The organism is Burkholderia torrens, from assembly GCF_984668525.1.
The window spans coordinates 3,000,770-3,015,414 of sequence record NZ_OZ480212.1; the positions used below are offsets into that span (position 1 = coordinate 3,000,770).

At 66.3% G+C, this 14,645-nt stretch carries 12 protein-coding genes; 5 read left to right on the forward strand and 7 right to left on the reverse strand.

Translation table 11 applies throughout. The annotated features are described in order from the left end of the window. Positions 1–39: 39 nt before the first annotated feature. From AC5LXX_RS29705 to AC5LXX_RS29715, 3 genes are all read right to left on the reverse strand, one after another. Positions 40–1,293: a peptidylprolyl isomerase gene (locus tag AC5LXX_RS29705; protein ID WP_493412122.1), complete on the reverse strand. Its 1,254-nt coding sequence runs from the start codon at positions 1,291–1,293 to the stop codon at positions 40–42. Between the two features lie 133 nt (positions 1,294–1,426). Continuing rightward, positions 1,427–2,134: a glycosyltransferase family 25 protein gene (locus tag AC5LXX_RS29710; RefSeq protein ID WP_493412123.1), complete on the reverse strand. Its 708-nt coding sequence runs from the start codon at positions 2,132–2,134 to the stop codon at positions 1,427–1,429. 95 nt (positions 2,135–2,229) lie between these two features. Beyond that, positions 2,230–2,544: a hypothetical protein gene (locus AC5LXX_RS29715; protein ID WP_493412124.1), complete on the reverse strand. Its 315-nt coding sequence runs from the start codon at positions 2,542–2,544 to the stop codon at positions 2,230–2,232. Positions 2,545–2,899: 355 nt separating this feature from the next. On the opposite strand from AC5LXX_RS29715, the gene AC5LXX_RS29720 reads away from it, so the two are divergent. Then, the gene (locus AC5LXX_RS29720; RefSeq protein WP_493412125.1) at positions 2,900–4,498 is read left to right on the forward strand and encodes a hypothetical protein; all 1,599 of its coding nucleotides are present in this window, start codon (positions 2,900–2,902) and stop codon (positions 4,496–4,498) included. A gap of 19 nt (positions 4,499–4,517) precedes the next feature. Beyond that, positions 4,518–5,372 carry a CgeB family protein gene (locus tag AC5LXX_RS29725; protein ID WP_493412126.1) on the forward strand — a complete coding sequence of 285 codons (855 nt, stop codon included), beginning with the start codon at positions 4,518–4,520 and terminating at the stop codon, positions 5,370–5,372. Between the two features lie 26 nt (positions 5,373–5,398). Here the strand turns inward: AC5LXX_RS29725 and AC5LXX_RS29730 are convergent, their stop codons facing one another. From AC5LXX_RS29730 to AC5LXX_RS29740, 3 genes are read right to left on the reverse strand one after another with little or no spacing between them, the layout of a single operon-like run. Then, a complete protein-coding gene (locus AC5LXX_RS29730; protein ID WP_493412127.1) occupies positions 5,399–6,982 on the reverse strand; it encodes a DHA2 family efflux MFS transporter permease subunit in 1,584 nt (527 codons plus the stop codon). Continuing rightward, positions 6,979–8,103, reverse strand: a complete 1,125-nt coding sequence (locus AC5LXX_RS29735) for an HlyD family secretion protein (RefSeq protein WP_493412128.1) — start codon at positions 8,101–8,103, stop codon at positions 6,979–6,981. The genes AC5LXX_RS29730 and AC5LXX_RS29735 overlap by 4 nt, the downstream gene beginning before the upstream one ends. A 59-nt stretch (positions 8,104–8,162) precedes the next feature. Then, on the reverse strand, positions 8,163–9,548 hold the full coding sequence (locus AC5LXX_RS29740; RefSeq protein ID WP_493412129.1) for an efflux transporter outer membrane subunit: 1,386 nt from the start codon (positions 9,546–9,548) through the stop codon (positions 8,163–8,165). 169 nt (positions 9,549–9,717) lie between these two features. Here AC5LXX_RS29740 and AC5LXX_RS29745 point away from each other — a divergent pair, with 169 nt between their 5' ends. Together AC5LXX_RS29745 and AC5LXX_RS29750 are read left to right on the forward strand one after the other, a co-directional pair. After that, positions 9,718–10,491 (forward strand): AraC family transcriptional regulator, encoded by a 774-nt coding sequence (locus AC5LXX_RS29745; protein ID WP_493412130.1) that lies wholly within the window; start codon positions 9,718–9,720, stop codon positions 10,489–10,491. 102 nt (positions 10,492–10,593) lie between these two features. Next, positions 10,594–11,649, forward strand: a complete 1,056-nt coding sequence (locus tag AC5LXX_RS29750; RefSeq protein WP_493412131.1) for a LysR family transcriptional regulator — start codon at positions 10,594–10,596, stop codon at positions 11,647–11,649. Here AC5LXX_RS29750 and leuA read toward each other — a convergent pair. After that, positions 11,567–13,276 (reverse strand): 2-isopropylmalate synthase, encoded by a 1,710-nt coding sequence (gene leuA, locus AC5LXX_RS29755; protein WP_493413441.1) that lies wholly within the window; start codon positions 13,274–13,276, stop codon positions 11,567–11,569. The genes AC5LXX_RS29750 and leuA overlap by 83 nt on opposite strands. A gap of 948 nt (positions 13,277–14,224) precedes the next feature. On the opposite strand from leuA, the gene AC5LXX_RS29760 reads away from it, so the two are divergent. Beyond that, a complete protein-coding gene (locus AC5LXX_RS29760; protein ID WP_493412132.1) occupies positions 14,225–14,614 on the forward strand; it encodes a fucose-binding lectin II in 390 nt (129 codons plus the stop codon). Positions 14,615–14,645 lie beyond the last annotated feature (31 nt).

The following is a 14,645-nucleotide window of genomic DNA, read 5'->3' on the forward strand; positions in this document are numbered from 1 at the left end:
GGGCCGATGTTCATGAGGCATGCCTGACCCGCAAGCCGCTCACTGCTGAATCGTCGCCTGCCCGGCCAGCTTGTCCACCAGCGCCGTCATCGCGCGCTGCTGCGCCTGCGCTTCCAGCTGCTGGCGCAGCACGTTCTTCGCCGCCTCGAAGGTCGGCACGACCGTCGCGCGCTTCTCGTCGAGTTTCACGATTGCGAACGCATTGCCGACCCGAATCGGACCTGCGACAGCCCCTGGCTTCAGCGACGTAATCGCCTGCGCAAGCGGCAACGGCAAACCGCCCGTCTTCCCTTCAGCCACCGGCGTACGCAACTCGACCCACTGCGCAACACCACCGTTCTGCGTCGTGTTGTACTTCTTCGCCACCGCGTCGAACGCGGCGCCCTGCTTCAGCTCCGCGACCAGCGCGTTAACCTCGGCCGGATCGGCCACCGCGATTACATCGGCGCGATATTCAAACTGCGCGGCATTCGCAACGACGTCGTCGTAACGCGCTTTCACCTGCGCATCGGTCACCGCTTGCGGGTGCAGGTTGTCGCGCAGGTAGAGATCCGCCGCCGCGACCGTGCGCGCACGCATCACGACGCGGTTCACTTCACCGCGGCTGCCGTAGTTGGCCTTTTCCGCCGCCTGCTCGACCAGTTGCTGGGCGATCAGCTCGCGCCTGGCCTGCTCGCGCAGCGCCGGCGTATCGGCCTGACCCCATTGATGGATCAGGACGTCCACATCGCTGCGCGCGATAGGCGTGTCGTTGACGACCGCTTCGACGCCCGACGGCAGCGGCGTTTCGGTTTTCGTGCCTGCGGCGCGCGCGACGGGGGCACCGCAGGCGCACGCGAGTGCGATCAGGGTGGAAACAATGGAAATGTGATGCTTCTTCATGACGATTCCTTCATCGATGGAGGGAGATGCCGCGCGTGTCGGCGGCAACGGAGAAGGCGGCGGGATCGCCGCAGGCAGCCGATCGCGTCGGCGCCGGCAAGGCCGTGCGCATGTGATCGCGCAACGGTATGCGGGGAAGACGGGCCGGCCGCGCCGGCCGCGTCGAGAATCGGAATGGCGTCGTTGGCCGCGACGCATGAAACACGGATGAATGCCCTGCGCTCGCATGAGGCAGCGTTCTCCCAACCTGCGACCCTCAAAGGTGCAGATACGGCCGAGCCCACCGGCCGCCGCAAGGCATTCACGCGTGTTTGCGCGACCCGTGCCGCGCGATTCGCGCTCGCGGGACAGGTAAAAAAAGACGCCGCCCGGACCGGGCAGCGCGTCAACCGAAGCGGGTACTTCGGACACAAGGTGTCGAACGGAAACCATGCAAACGCCCGACCGCTACATTGTCGAAGCGCGCACGGTATCCGCACAATCAGCCTGGTCCTATTCCGCGCAAACGCGTGTGCGTGGCCGTCGTGTTCCGCATCCATCGGCATCACACCTGGATCGTCGACGTCTCGCGCGCATTCATCGTCACGGCCAGCGGCGGAAATGCAGCGACGCTGCGCATCGCGCCATAGAACTTGTTCATCGCGATGTCGATCCCGTAGTTCGGCAGTGTGCGGCCGAGCCCGTGCGAGAACAGCGTCTCCGGTTGCAGCGGAAAACAATGGTCGAGCAGGAAGCGCGCACCGGCCGGCGAGATCGTGTACGCGCAAATCCCGTAGAACTCGAGCAGGTCCATCACGAGCACGGGGCCGCGGTCGGTGCGGAAATCGTCGACGGCCTGCGCGAGCGCCGCTTCGTCGAAATGCATCGTCACCGGCGCGCGGCTGTTGAAGATCGCACCGCGCAGGATCGAGTCGAAGTTGTAGCCCCACGCGACGAAGTCGTGGCGATCCGCGTGTGCCGCGAGGAATTGCATCGCCGTCTCGTCGAAGTCCGGGCGGAAGATCGCGTCGTCCTCGACGATCGTGACGAGTTCGGTGCCAGCGGCGATGTCGGTCCACAGGCGATGCGTGGTCATCGCAATGCCGATCGCGCCGCGCGTGTACGGCAGCGCCGGTGCGAACAGGCCGCTTCGTTCGATATCGTCATCCGACAGCGCCCGGCCGTCGATCGCATCGACGAATTCGAATGCGAGTGCCGGGTTGTTCGTGCGAAACGCATCGCGGCGGCCACGCTCGCCTCGCAGCGAAATCACGCGAAGTTTCCTGCAGACGGTCGGCACATCGATCACGGGAGCGCTTGCGGGTGCCATGGTCGTATCGGTTCGGTCGGTAACGGGCATCGACATCGTCACCACCCCGTCACAATCGAAATACCGAACACGATGCCGACGACGATACCGATCGTCCGCCCCTGCAACATCGGCTTCAATGCCGCCGGCTCGTAGAACGGATCGACGACCTCCGTACGATTGCGCCACGCAGCGACGGCCGGTGGCACCAGCAACGCCATCGTCATCAGCAACGCGGTCGCGATCGTCACGACCATGCCGTTCGACGACCAGCGCGTGCCGAACTCGACCACCACGTGAATCAGCCCGACGGTTGCCGCACTCGCAACCATCCCGATCACGGTGCCTTTCACCAGAAAATCTGCCGCGCTCATCGTCAGTACTCCCTGTCTGATAGTTGCCGAACGATGTCGGCCGGAATACTGCGTATTAAAAAGATCGTCGGACGCTATCTCTATCGGACAGGTCTTATTGGCGAGCCGCAAACGTAAAAATAGGACTGGGACTACAAGCGGATCGAGTCGCGACGCCAACGATCCATTCGCTTTCGTACAGCATCGGTAATTCGGACTCGTCCTATTTAGCAATCGGACACGTCTGCATAAAGTTGAGGTCAAGACGACGCCATACCGTTTTGTGCCCACAGGCACGAGCCACCATGCGCGTCAGAACCGACCCCACAAGAGCCCGCCGCCACGATGCGCGGGCTGACTTCCGGAGCGACCCGACATGCAGATCACGACGACCCACGACACGCCTTCCTTCGACGACACCGCTTTGCAGGACCACGGCATCGACAACACGATGCTCGCCACGCTGGTCGATGCGTCGTCGCTCGATGTGGATGACGAAGCCGTCGCCACCGCGACCCAAACGCTGATCGATCGCGGCGAAACCTACCGCGCCGCCAAGCTCGCCGCCGCGCATTGGGAACTGCGGCCCGATTCACCTGCGGCTGCATTCAACTGCGGCTATGCAATGCAAATGGCCGGGCGCCACGCGGACGCTATCGCGCCGTATCGCCGCACGCTCGAACTCGCGCCGTCGTGGCCGTCGCTCAAGAACAACCTCGCGCTGGCGATCCGCCTCACGGGCGGCGACCCCGAAGTGGAATTCGCGCTCATCGAAGGTGCGCTCGACGACAACCCCGACGACGAGCGCGCGTGGACCAACGCCGTCATCACCCGCATCGACCGTTTCGATCTCGACGGCGCATTGCGGGCCGCCACGCGAGCGGTCGCGCTCGCACCGGACAACGCGCTCGCCGTGAACAACACGGCCACCGCATTGAAGGAAGCGCAGCAGTGGGGCGACGCCGAACGCTACGCGGCGCATGCGGTCGGACTCGCACCGCACAACCCGACCTACCGTCACAACCTGTCGCTGCTCCAGCTCGCGCGCGGCGATTTCGCCTCGGGATGGCGGAATTACGAATCGCGCTGGGAGGGTTCGGGTGAGCTGCGCGGCAACCTGCCGGTTTTTCCCGCCCCGCGCTGGCGCGATGACTCGCTGAAAGGCAAGACGCTGCTCGTGTGGGGCGAACAGGGCCTGGGCGACGCGCTGCAGTTCTGCCGCTACGTACCGCTGCTCGCGGAACGCGTGCATCGCGAAGGCGGGCGGATCGTGTGGAATGCCTTCCCGACGCTCGGTGCGCTGTTCGAGCGCAGTCTCGCGCAACATGTCGACATGTTCGACACCAGCACGCAAATCGGAGATCTCCCCGCGTTCGATTTCGAGCTGCCACTGATGAGCATTCCGGGCATGCTCGGCCTCGATCACGACGCGATCGCCACGACGACGCCTTACCTCCACGCCGATGCCGGCGCGATCGACGCATGGCGCACCGCGCTCGCCGGCGAGAAGCGGCTGAAAGTCGGCCTCGCATGGACGGGCAGCCTCACGCACCAGCGCAACCGCTTTCGCCGTGTCGGCCTCGAACGATTCGCGGAAGCCTTCGGCAGCTTGCAGCAGGATGTCGCGTTCTACTCGCTGCAGCCCGGTGCGCAGCACGACGTCGAAGCCGCGCGGTCGAACGGCTTCGTCGTGAACGATTTAACGCGCGAATGGCGGACGCTCGACGACACCGCCGCATTCGTCGGCGCGCTCGATCTCGTGATTACCGTCTGCACGTCGATGTCGCACCTGTGCGGCGCACTCGGCCAGTTCACATGGGTGCTGCTCGATACGAATCCGCATTGGGTGTGGCAGCACGACCGGCGCGACAGCCCGTTCTATCCGAGCGCGTCGCTGTACCGTCAGAAGACGTTCGCCGACTGGAACCCGGTGCTGGACGAAGCTGCCGCCGATCTTCGCGATCTCGTCGGCTGACCGGAGGGAGGCGCCCGTCATGGACTACAACATCTGCATCGTCCGCCCGCCCGGCTACGCGCACTCGGGCGCATTCACCGAACTCGCCGAAGTGATCGCCTACGGGCTCGAAGATCTCGGTCACGTCGTGCATTTCAGCGAGAACGACATGAGGTCCGACGCGCGTAACTTCCTGATCGGCTGCCATCTCGCCGATCCGGCCGCGACCGAGTACGTGCCGGACGACACGATCGTCGTCAACACCGAGCAGATTCACGTCGACGAACAGCCGTGGAACACGAACATCTATCGCTGGACGTCGAAATACGAAACCTGGGACTACAGCGCGCGCAACATCGCGAAGCTGAAGACGCTCGGCATCGACCATGCGCGCTATCTGACGCTCGGTTTTCATCCGAAGCTGCGCCGCATTCCGAGCGACGTCGAGCAGGATATCGACGTGCTGTTCTACGGCACGATCGGGCCGCGTCGTGCGGCGGTGCTCGAAGCGCTTCAGGCACGCGGACTGAATGTCGGGATCGTCAGCGGCGGCATCTATGGCGCCGAGCGCGATGCGTTCATCGCGCGGGCGAAAGTCGTGCTGAACCTGCATCACTACGCGTCGCACATCTTCGAGGTCGTGCGCGCGTTCTACCTGATGACGAACGGCAAGGCGATCGTCGGTGAGGTCTCGCCGACGACGTCGGTCGATTCCGACTATGTAACCGGATTCCGCGCGGCGCCGTATGACGCGCTGGTCGATACGTGCGTCGAGCTGGTGCACGATATCGCGCAACGCCGCCGTCTGGAGGCCACCGCGCTGGACACGATCATGCGGCTGCCGCAGGCGAAATCGCTCGCGCCGCTGCTGTCGTGGGAACCAGTGGCGGCGTAACGGCGCGGTGGCAAGCCCTCCCGCCGTCACGCCTGCTTCTTCCCCTTCAACACGAACGCCGCCGCCGTACACCCGATCATTGCGATTCCGGCGATCAGGAATGTATCGCTGTATGCCATCAACAGCGCCTCGCGCATCACGCGCTGGTTCACGAGTCCGAGCGCCAGCTCGTGCACGCCGGAGATCGACCCGCCGGGCAGCACGTCCGCGCGCGGCGCATGCACGCGTGCGAGCAGCCGCGCGAGCATTGCCATGCGTTCCTGGAACGCCTCGGAAAACGGCGTGACGGCCTCGCCGATGCGCATCGCGTGCAGCTTCTGTCGCTCGACGACGATCTGGCTCATCACCGCGATTCCGATCGCGCCGCCGACGTTGCGGACCATGTTGAACACGCCCGACGCGGAGCCGAGCTGCGCCTTCTCGATCCCGTCGACGGCCATCACGGCCAGCGCGATCACGACGAACGACTGCCCGATTCCGCGCACGATCAGCGACGGGACGATCACGTTCGATGCCGCATCGGCGTCGAGGTGGATGTTCATCAGGCAGCCGGCCGCGACCAGCACGAAGCCGAGCACGATCGTCGTGCGCGGGCTGGTGCGACGCATCAGCGGCGGCGTCAGGAACGACATCGCGAACTGCACGAGCCCGTACGGAATCATCGCGAGGCCGATGTCGCGCGCGCTGTAGCCATGCAGCTCGGCAAAGTAGTTCGGCACGAGGAACACCACGCCGAACACCACCGCGCCGAACAGGAACTGCATCAGGCTCGCGATCCCGAAGTTGTACTGGCCGAGCAGGCGCAGGTTGATGAATGGCTCCTTGCGCCGCAGCTCGATCGCGACGAACGCGGCCAGCCCCGCCGCCGCGACGATCGACAGCTCGACGATCAGGTCCGATGCGAACCAGTCCTTGCGCCCGCCCTCCTCCAGCACGATCTGCAGCGCGCTCAAACCCACCGCCATCGTCGCGATGCCGAACCAGTCGGCCCGCCTGAGCATCCCGAACTGAACGGGCACGGGCCGGATCGCCCAGCCGATCGCTGCGACCAGCGCGATCGCCGGCGGAATCTGCAGGTAGAAGATCCAGCGCCACGAATACATGTCGGTCAGCCAACCGCCGATCGACGGGCCGGCCGCCTGCGCAACGTTGTTCGCAATCGCGAACAGGGCCATCCCGAGCGGGTGCTTCGACGACGGCAATTCAGTGACGATCAGCTGGAACGACAGCGGGATCAGCACGCCGCCGAACGCGCCCTGCAGCGCACGCGCGACGATCATCGTCGAGATGCTCGGCGCGACCGAGCACGCGAGCGAAAACGCGAGGAAGCCGGTCGCGCCGACCAGCAGTACGCGCCGCGCGGAAAACACCTGCACGAGCCAGCCGGTGAGCGGAATCACGACGATCTCGGCGACCAGGTATGCAGTGGTGATCCACGAGCCTTCCTCGAAGCTCGCGCCGAGCGAGCCGCGGATGTCGGGCAACGATGCGTTGGTCACGTGCACGTTCATCCCGGCCATGAAGCAGCCGAACACGCCGCCGAGCACGGCGACCCACGCGCGCAGCGAAACGGCGTCTTCGTGCGCAGCCTGTGCGGTCGCCGCGGTCACGAGCCGGCCCCCTGCGTGCCGCGCGTGTCGACGCGCGCGATCACCGACATGCCGGGCCGCAGCACGACGCCGGCCGGCGGCGCATCGACGCGGATCTTCACCGGGATGCGCTGTACGATCTTCGTGAAGTTGCCGGTCGCGTTGTCTGGCGGCAGCAGCGCGAACTGCGCGCCGGAGCCTGGTGCCAGGCCGATCACGCGGCCATGCAGCGTGCGGCCCGAATAGGTGTCGACGTCGATCTCGACGGGCTGGCCGTCGTGCATCGCGCCGAGCTGCGTTTCCTTGAAGTTCGCGACGACGTACACGTCGCTCAGCGGCACCACCGCGAGCAGCGGCATCCCGACTTCGACGTACTGGCCCGCGCGCACCGCGCGCTGGCCGACACTGCCGTCGCGCGTCGCACGGATCACCGTGTGGTCGAGATCGAGCTGCGCGAGCGCAAGCTTCGCCTGGACGGCCGCGAGCCTCGCACGTGCCTGCGCGATCGCGGCCGTGCTCTGTTCGCGGCGGCGCTGCAGCACGGTCTGCTGGTCGGTCTGCACCCGCACGGCCGCGCCGGCGCGGGCCAGCTCGGCGCGCGCCTTCAGCGCGTCCGCGAAGGCCTGCTCCCAGCGCTGTCCGCTCGCAGCCGATTCGGCGAGCAGTTGCCGGTAGCGCGTCGCATCGGCGTCGCGCCGCGCGGCCTCGGCACGTGCGGCGGCCGCGTCGGCGTCGGCCTGCGCGATCTGGCTGCGCTGCTGGCCGATCTGAGCGTCGAGCGTCGCGGCCGCTGCCTGCTCGGCCTGCAGCGTCGCATCGGCCGCCGCGACGGCAGCCTGCGCCTCGTCGACTTTCGCGCGATAGTCGCGATCGTCGAGCCGCACGAGCACGTCGCCGCGCTTCACCGGCTGGTTGTCGTCGACGGCGACCTGCGCGACGTAACCCGATACGCGCGAACTGACGGTCACGACGTCGGCGCGGACATACGCGTCGTCGGTGCCCTCGATGAAACGGCCGACGGTCCACCAGTGCGAGCCGAACACGGCAAACGCGATGACGGCGAGCACGACGCCCGCGGCAATCAGTTGGCGCCGGGAGAACCGGGCGGTTTTGGCTTTTTCGGGTACGGCAGTCGTGCTCATGATCGGAATGAAGAGTGGGCTTGCAAGAGAACGGACAGGGGCGCAGCGAGCGCAGCCGGCTACGGTTGCCAGCCACCTCCGAGCGCCTTGAATACGGCGACCTGGTCGAGCGCGACCTGCTGCGTCGATTCGGCCAGCGCCGCATCGACCGCGACGAGGCTGCGCTGCGCGTCGAGCACGCCGAGGAAATCGAGTGCGCCGGCCTCGTAGTTCAGCTCGGCGAGACGATAGGCGCGCGCATGCTCGCCACGTGCGGTTTCGAGCGCGGCGCGGCGGCGCCACGCGGCGCCGTACTGCGCGAGCGCCTGTTCGGTTTCCTTCAGCGCGCGCAACACCTGCGCATCGAATTGCACGCGGGCGAGTGTGTCGTCGGCGCGCGCCTGCGCGAGCCGTGCGCGGCTCGCCGCCAGGTTCGGAAACCGCCACGTAATCAGCGGCCCGACGCCCCATGCGATCGCGTACTTGTCGCCGAGCGTCGACGGATCGCCGCCGGTCGACAGCCAGTTCACCGAGCCGCCGAGCGAAATCGACGGATACAGCTCGGCCGTCGCCACGCCGATCCGCGCATTCGCGGCAGCCAGCTGGCGTTCGCTCTCGCGCAGGTCGGGGCGGCGGCGCAGCAGTGACGCGCCGTCGCCGACCGGGAACGGCCGTGCGAGCACCGGTGCGGTGCGGCAATGCGCGGCTGCGTCGGGCAGCGCGCCGGGCGCACGACCCGTCAGCACCGCAAGTTCGTACAGCGCCGCGCGACGCGAGCCGACGAGCGCGGGCAGGTCGGCTCGCGTGTCGTCCGCGAATGCGCGCGAACGCGCCACTTCGAGATCGGACACGAGCCCGTGCGCGCGCTGCTTCGCCGTCAGCGCAGCCAGCCGGTCCGCGATCCCGACCGACTGCTCGGCCACGTCGATCCGCTCGCCATACGCACAGACCTGCGCATACGCGGCCGTCGTCTCGGCGGCCACCACGACGCGCATCGCGTCAGACGCGGCCTGCACCGCGTCGGCGTCCGCGCGCGCGGCGTCGACCAGACTGCGCACGCGCCCCCACAGATCGACCTCCCACGACAGCGAGAACGACGGCGCGAAGCCCCAGCGCGTACGCGCGTCGGTGCCCTTGGCCGCCGCGACGATCTGATCGGGCGCGTGTTTGCCGTAGTCACCGCCGAACCCGGCCGTCGTGTCGGGCAGCCGTGCGGCGCCGGCCTCGTCGAACACCGCACGCGCACGCTCGACCCGAGCGACGGCTGCCGCGAGATCGCGGTTCCGGGCGAGCGCATCGCGCACGAGGCCGTCGAGCACGGGATCGTCGTAGAGCCGCCACCAGCGCGCCGGCGGTTCACCGGCCGCCGCGACCGGCACGTCGGCCACCGCGTCGAACGGCCCGGTGCGCACCGCGTCAAGTGCGGGTGGACGGTACGGCTCGCCGACCGAACACGCGGCCAGCATCGCCGCGCTCAGCAGCGTAACGACGACGGACGAACGAAGGGAAACCGGGGGCAATAACGAGGCGCGCATCGTGCAATGGCAATCGAACAAAAACGATGGGCCTATGGTAATTTCGACCCGGTCGGTCGATCTCGCGCGCAAAGCGCATTCGTCGTCGAGAAAAGGACACGTGAATCAATTCTTCAGCGCGCTCGAGCGCAAGGACAAGCACAAGCAGATCGCCGCCGTCGCGTCGGACGCGGCGGCCGGCATCGCCTATCCGCCGCATTCGCATCGGCACGGCCAGCTGATTCACGCGATTTCCGGCGTGATGCTCGTGCATGCGGACGCCGGCAGCTGGGTCGTGCCGACGGGCCGAGCGGTCTGGGTGCCGGGTGGCACGCAGCACGAGATTCGCATGGCCGGTGACGTACAGATGCGCACGGTGTTCGTTGCGCAGGAAGTGCGGCCGAGCCTGCCGCGTGAATGCCGCGTGATTGAAGTCGGTACGCTGCTGCGCGAACTGATCGTGACCGCCTGCGACCTACCGGCCGACTATGACCTCGCGCACCGCGCGGGCCGCGTGCTCGCACTGATCCTCGATGAAATCGAAATCGCGCCGCTGCTGTCGCTGCATGTGCCGATGCCGCGCCATGCGGCGCTCGCCGCGCTGTGTACGCAACTGATCAGCGCACCATCGACGGCCGTCACGCTGCAGTCGTGGGCGCGGAGCGCGCACATGAACGAGCGCACGCTCGCGCGCATCTTCAAACGGGAAACGGGGATGACGCACGGCGCGTGGTGCCGCCATGCCCGGCTGCTGCTGAGCCTGCCGCGCCTCGCGGCCGGCACGCCGATCCTCGAACTCGCGCTCGAACACGGCTACGACAGCCCGAGCGCATTCGCGGCGATGTTCCGCAAGGCACTCGGCGTCCCGCCGAGCGAATACTTCAGGCGGCGCTGAGCCGCACTGTCCGTTTTGCGACGATCGATTGCTGGCGGACGCGCGCGGCGCGCCGGGTCGTTCGCTACAGTCGCGGCATCGCCCGACATGCGCGCCACGCCGATGGATCTGATTCAAAGCATGCAGGTTTTCGTCACGCTCGCCGACGCGGGGACCTTCACCGAGACCGGCAAGCGGCTCCACCTCACGACCGCGTACGTGAGCCGCACGATCGCGTCGCTCGAAACGCACCTCGGCATCCGGCTGCTGAACCGCACGACGCGCTCGATGTGCCTGACCGAAGCCGGCGAACGCTACCTCGCACGGGCGCGCGACATCGTGCTCGCCGTCGCCGCGAGCGAACGTGAGGCCCGCGGCGCGCAACGGCATCCGCACGGCCGGCTGCGCGCGCACTGCAGCGCGAGTATCGCGAACCACTTCGTGATGCCGCTCATCGCGCGCTTTCAGGCGTGCTATCCGGACGTCTGCGTCGACCTGACGCTCGCACCGCAAGTGCCGGACCTGATCCGCGGCAGTTACGACGTCGCGGTGATCGCGATGCCGAGCCTGCCGAGTTCCGACCAGGTCGCGATCGACGTCGGCAGGATCCGCAGCGTGCTGTGCGCATCGCCCGCGTATGTCGCACGCCACGGAACGCCGGACTCGCCGCGCGCCCTCGCACGGCATCGCTGCGTGCAACTGGTCGCGCCCGCCTACCCGGCGCGTGAATGGACGCTGACGAACGGCTCGGCTTCGGAAACGATCGCGTTCGAACCGGCCATGACGGCCGACATTGCGGCATCGCTGGCGATCGCGGTAACGGAAGGGGCAGGTATCGGCCTGCTGCCGGATTTCGTGGTGGACGACGCGCTGCGTTCGGGTGCGCTTCTGCGCGTGCTGCCCGACTATCGCGCAGACGACGTGAGAGTGTTTCTGGTGTATCCGTCGCGCCAGCTCGTCGATGCGAAAACGCGCGCGTGGGTAGACTTCATGAAGAAAGCGCTGCACGACGCACTTGCCGGGTCGTGCAGCAGCAACAAAACTGCCAGCGAAGCAGCCGCACCGGAGCCCCCCGGCGCGGCCATCACCGCGCCCCTTACGCGACAGCCTTCACCGCACGCTCGACGTCAAAGAACGTCGCCTGCGCCGCTTCGTCGGCGCGCGCATACGCGCGATTGACACCGCTGATCACCGCGCGGATCGACGCGGTCGTCAGGTTCGCATCGATGCCGACGCCGAACGCGCTGCCGCGCACGCCGGAACCGGCCAGCTCGGCAATTGCGATCGCCTTCGCATCGGCGCCCTGCGACAACGCACGTTCCTCGTAGTGCTGGATCCGCAGCGGCGTACGCAGCGCATGCATCAACGCGTCGAGCGGGCCGTTGCCTTCGCCGCGCAGCACGCGGCGCTCGCCGTGCACGTCGGCGGTCAGCACGATCGTCTCGCGGCCGTCGCGCTCGGTCAGCTCATGGCCGACATAACGCAGCGGCACATCGCCTTCCACGTATTCCTGCTGGAACAGCGACCAGATCTGCGCGCTCGTCACCTCGTGGCCGCTGTCGTCGGTCAGGCGCTGCACGGCCGCGCTGAAGTCGACCTGCAAACGGCGCGGCAACGCGACGCCATAGCCCTGTTCGAGCAGGTACGCGATACCGCCCTTGCCCGACTGGCTGTTCACACGAATGATCGAATCGTACGTGCGACCGAGATCGCTCGGATCGATCGGCAGATACGGCATTTCCCACACGGCGTCGGGACGCTGCACCGCGAAGCCCTTCTTGATCGCGTCCTGGTGCGAGCCGGAGAACGCGGTGAACACGAGGTCGCCGACATACGGATGGCGCGGGTGGATCGGCAACTGCGTGCATTCCTCGGACGTGCGCGCGACTTCGTTGATCTGCGAAAAATCGAGGCCCGGATCGACACCCTGCGTGTACAGGTTCAGCGCGAGCGTGACGAGATCGACGTTGCCGGTGCGTTCGCCGTTGCCGAACAGGCAGCCTTCGATGCGGTCGGCGCCGGCCATCACCGCGAGCTCGGCCGCCGCGACCGCGGTGCCGCGGTCGTTGTGCGGATGCACGGACAGGATCAGCGCGTCACGGCGCGCGAGGTTGCGGTGCATCCACTCGATCTGGTCCGCGTAGAAGTTCGGCGTGCCGACTTCGACGGTCGCCGGCAGGTTCACGATCGCCTTGTGCGCGGGTGTCGGCTGCCATACGTCGAACACGGCGTCGCAGACTTCCTTCGCGAAGTCGAGCTCGGTCGCCGTGAAGGTTTCGGGGCTGTATTGCAGCGTGAAGTGCGTGTCGGTCGCCGCGTCGGCGAAGCGCTTGATCGTGCGCGCCGCGTTAACCGCGAGCTGCTTCACGCCGTCGCGCTCGAGGCCGAACACGATCTTGCGGAATTCCGGCGCCGTTGCGTTGTACAGGTGCACGATCGCGCGCTTCGCGCCGCGCAGCGACTCGAACGTGCACTCGATCAGGTCGTCGCGCGCCTGCGTGAGCACCTCGATCGTCACGTCGTCGGGAATGTGGCCACCTTCGATCAGCTCGCGCACGAAGTTGAAATCGGTCTCGGACGCCGACGGAAACGCGACCTCGATCTCCTTGAAGCCGATTGCGACCAGCGTCTTGAACATCCGCATCTTGCGCGCGGCGTCCATCGGCTCGAACAGCGCCTGGTTGCCGTCGCGCAGGTCGGTGCTCATCCAGATCGGCGCCTGCGTGATCGTGCGCGACGGCCACGTGCGGTTCGGCAGGTTGACGGGCGTAAACGGTCGGTACTTCGTCGCGGGGTTCTTCAGCATCATGGTGTTCGGTCCTCGGTCGGTTGGTCGGGAAACCGCGTCGCGGCGGCCTTCAGCGGGAGAGGCCGGCTGCGCGCGCAGCGGTGACAGCGATGAAACGGCACAACGGCAAAGCGGTACGGCGAACGACAGCCTTGGCGGTTGAGCGACCGGGACGGAGCGGAGCGATACGGAAAAAAGACGAACTCAGGCGCCGGTCGATAACCGGGGCCAGGTCGGTGATACGGGGGAAATCTGGCGCTTCAGGAAAGAAGCAGATGGAAAGCGCGCAGCCGCAGACCCAGCCCGGAGAAACGGGCTAGTAGTCGTAGCGAGAAGAGGGGCTGGGCGGCTTGCATGGCCGGAATCAAATCACAGGGCGGCCGGGGCTGTCAACCGGGCGCGCGGAAATCGCGCGGCTTTTTGTGCGCAGAATCAGTCCTGTCCGATAGGCGGCGGCCTGCCCCGTCGATATGCTTCTCAGGTGCGGCGCCGGTGAGGTCCTATTCATGTTCGGAGTGAGTCGGTCCATCCACTTCATCGGTCGCCGCACCCCCTCCTCCTGTAATCGGGCTTCGGCGTGGGCGTTCGACGGTGGCCGGTGGGCGCGGCCACGACCGAGATGCTGATGTTGAAACGACAACGCTGCCATATGCGAACGCCGAGCGTCTGCTCCGAAGCCCGATTGCCTGCTGTACCTCCCCGCCTCTCTTCTCTCCGGTACGGCCGCGCATCGTTCAAGAAAGCGATACGTGCATCGATATAATTTCCCGAATACGTCGAAATTGGGTTCATTAACTTCATTTTACTAAATCGATTAATCTTGATTTTCGATTTACTGAACAATAACCATTCCCGATCGAATATTTTTTTATTTATTTTTCGCCATGCTTTGTACGTCGCGTTTCAAACAGCAAACGTTTGCGCGACAAGGCTGAAGCCTTATCCAACAATCCTCAGGAGGCAAGCATGGCCGATTCTCAAACGTCGTCCAACCGTGCCGGCGAGTTCTCGATTCCGCCGAATACCAATTTCCGCGCGATTTTCTTCGCGAATGCCGCCGAGCAGCAGCACATCAAGCTGTTTATCGGCGACAGCCAGGAACCCGCCGCGTATCACAAGCTGACGACGCGCGACGGCCCGCGCGAAGCCACGCTCAATTCCGGCAACGGCAAGCTCCGCTTCGAAGTGTCGGTCAACGGCAAGCCGTCGGCCACCGACGCGCGCCTCGCGCCGATCAACGGCAAGAAGTCGGACGGCTCGCCGTACACGGTCAACTTCGGGATCGTCGTGTCGGAAGACGGCCACGACAGCGACTACAACGACGGCATCGTCGTGCTCCAGTGGCCGATCGGCTGACCAGACGATCGACATCTCTATCGACGACAAC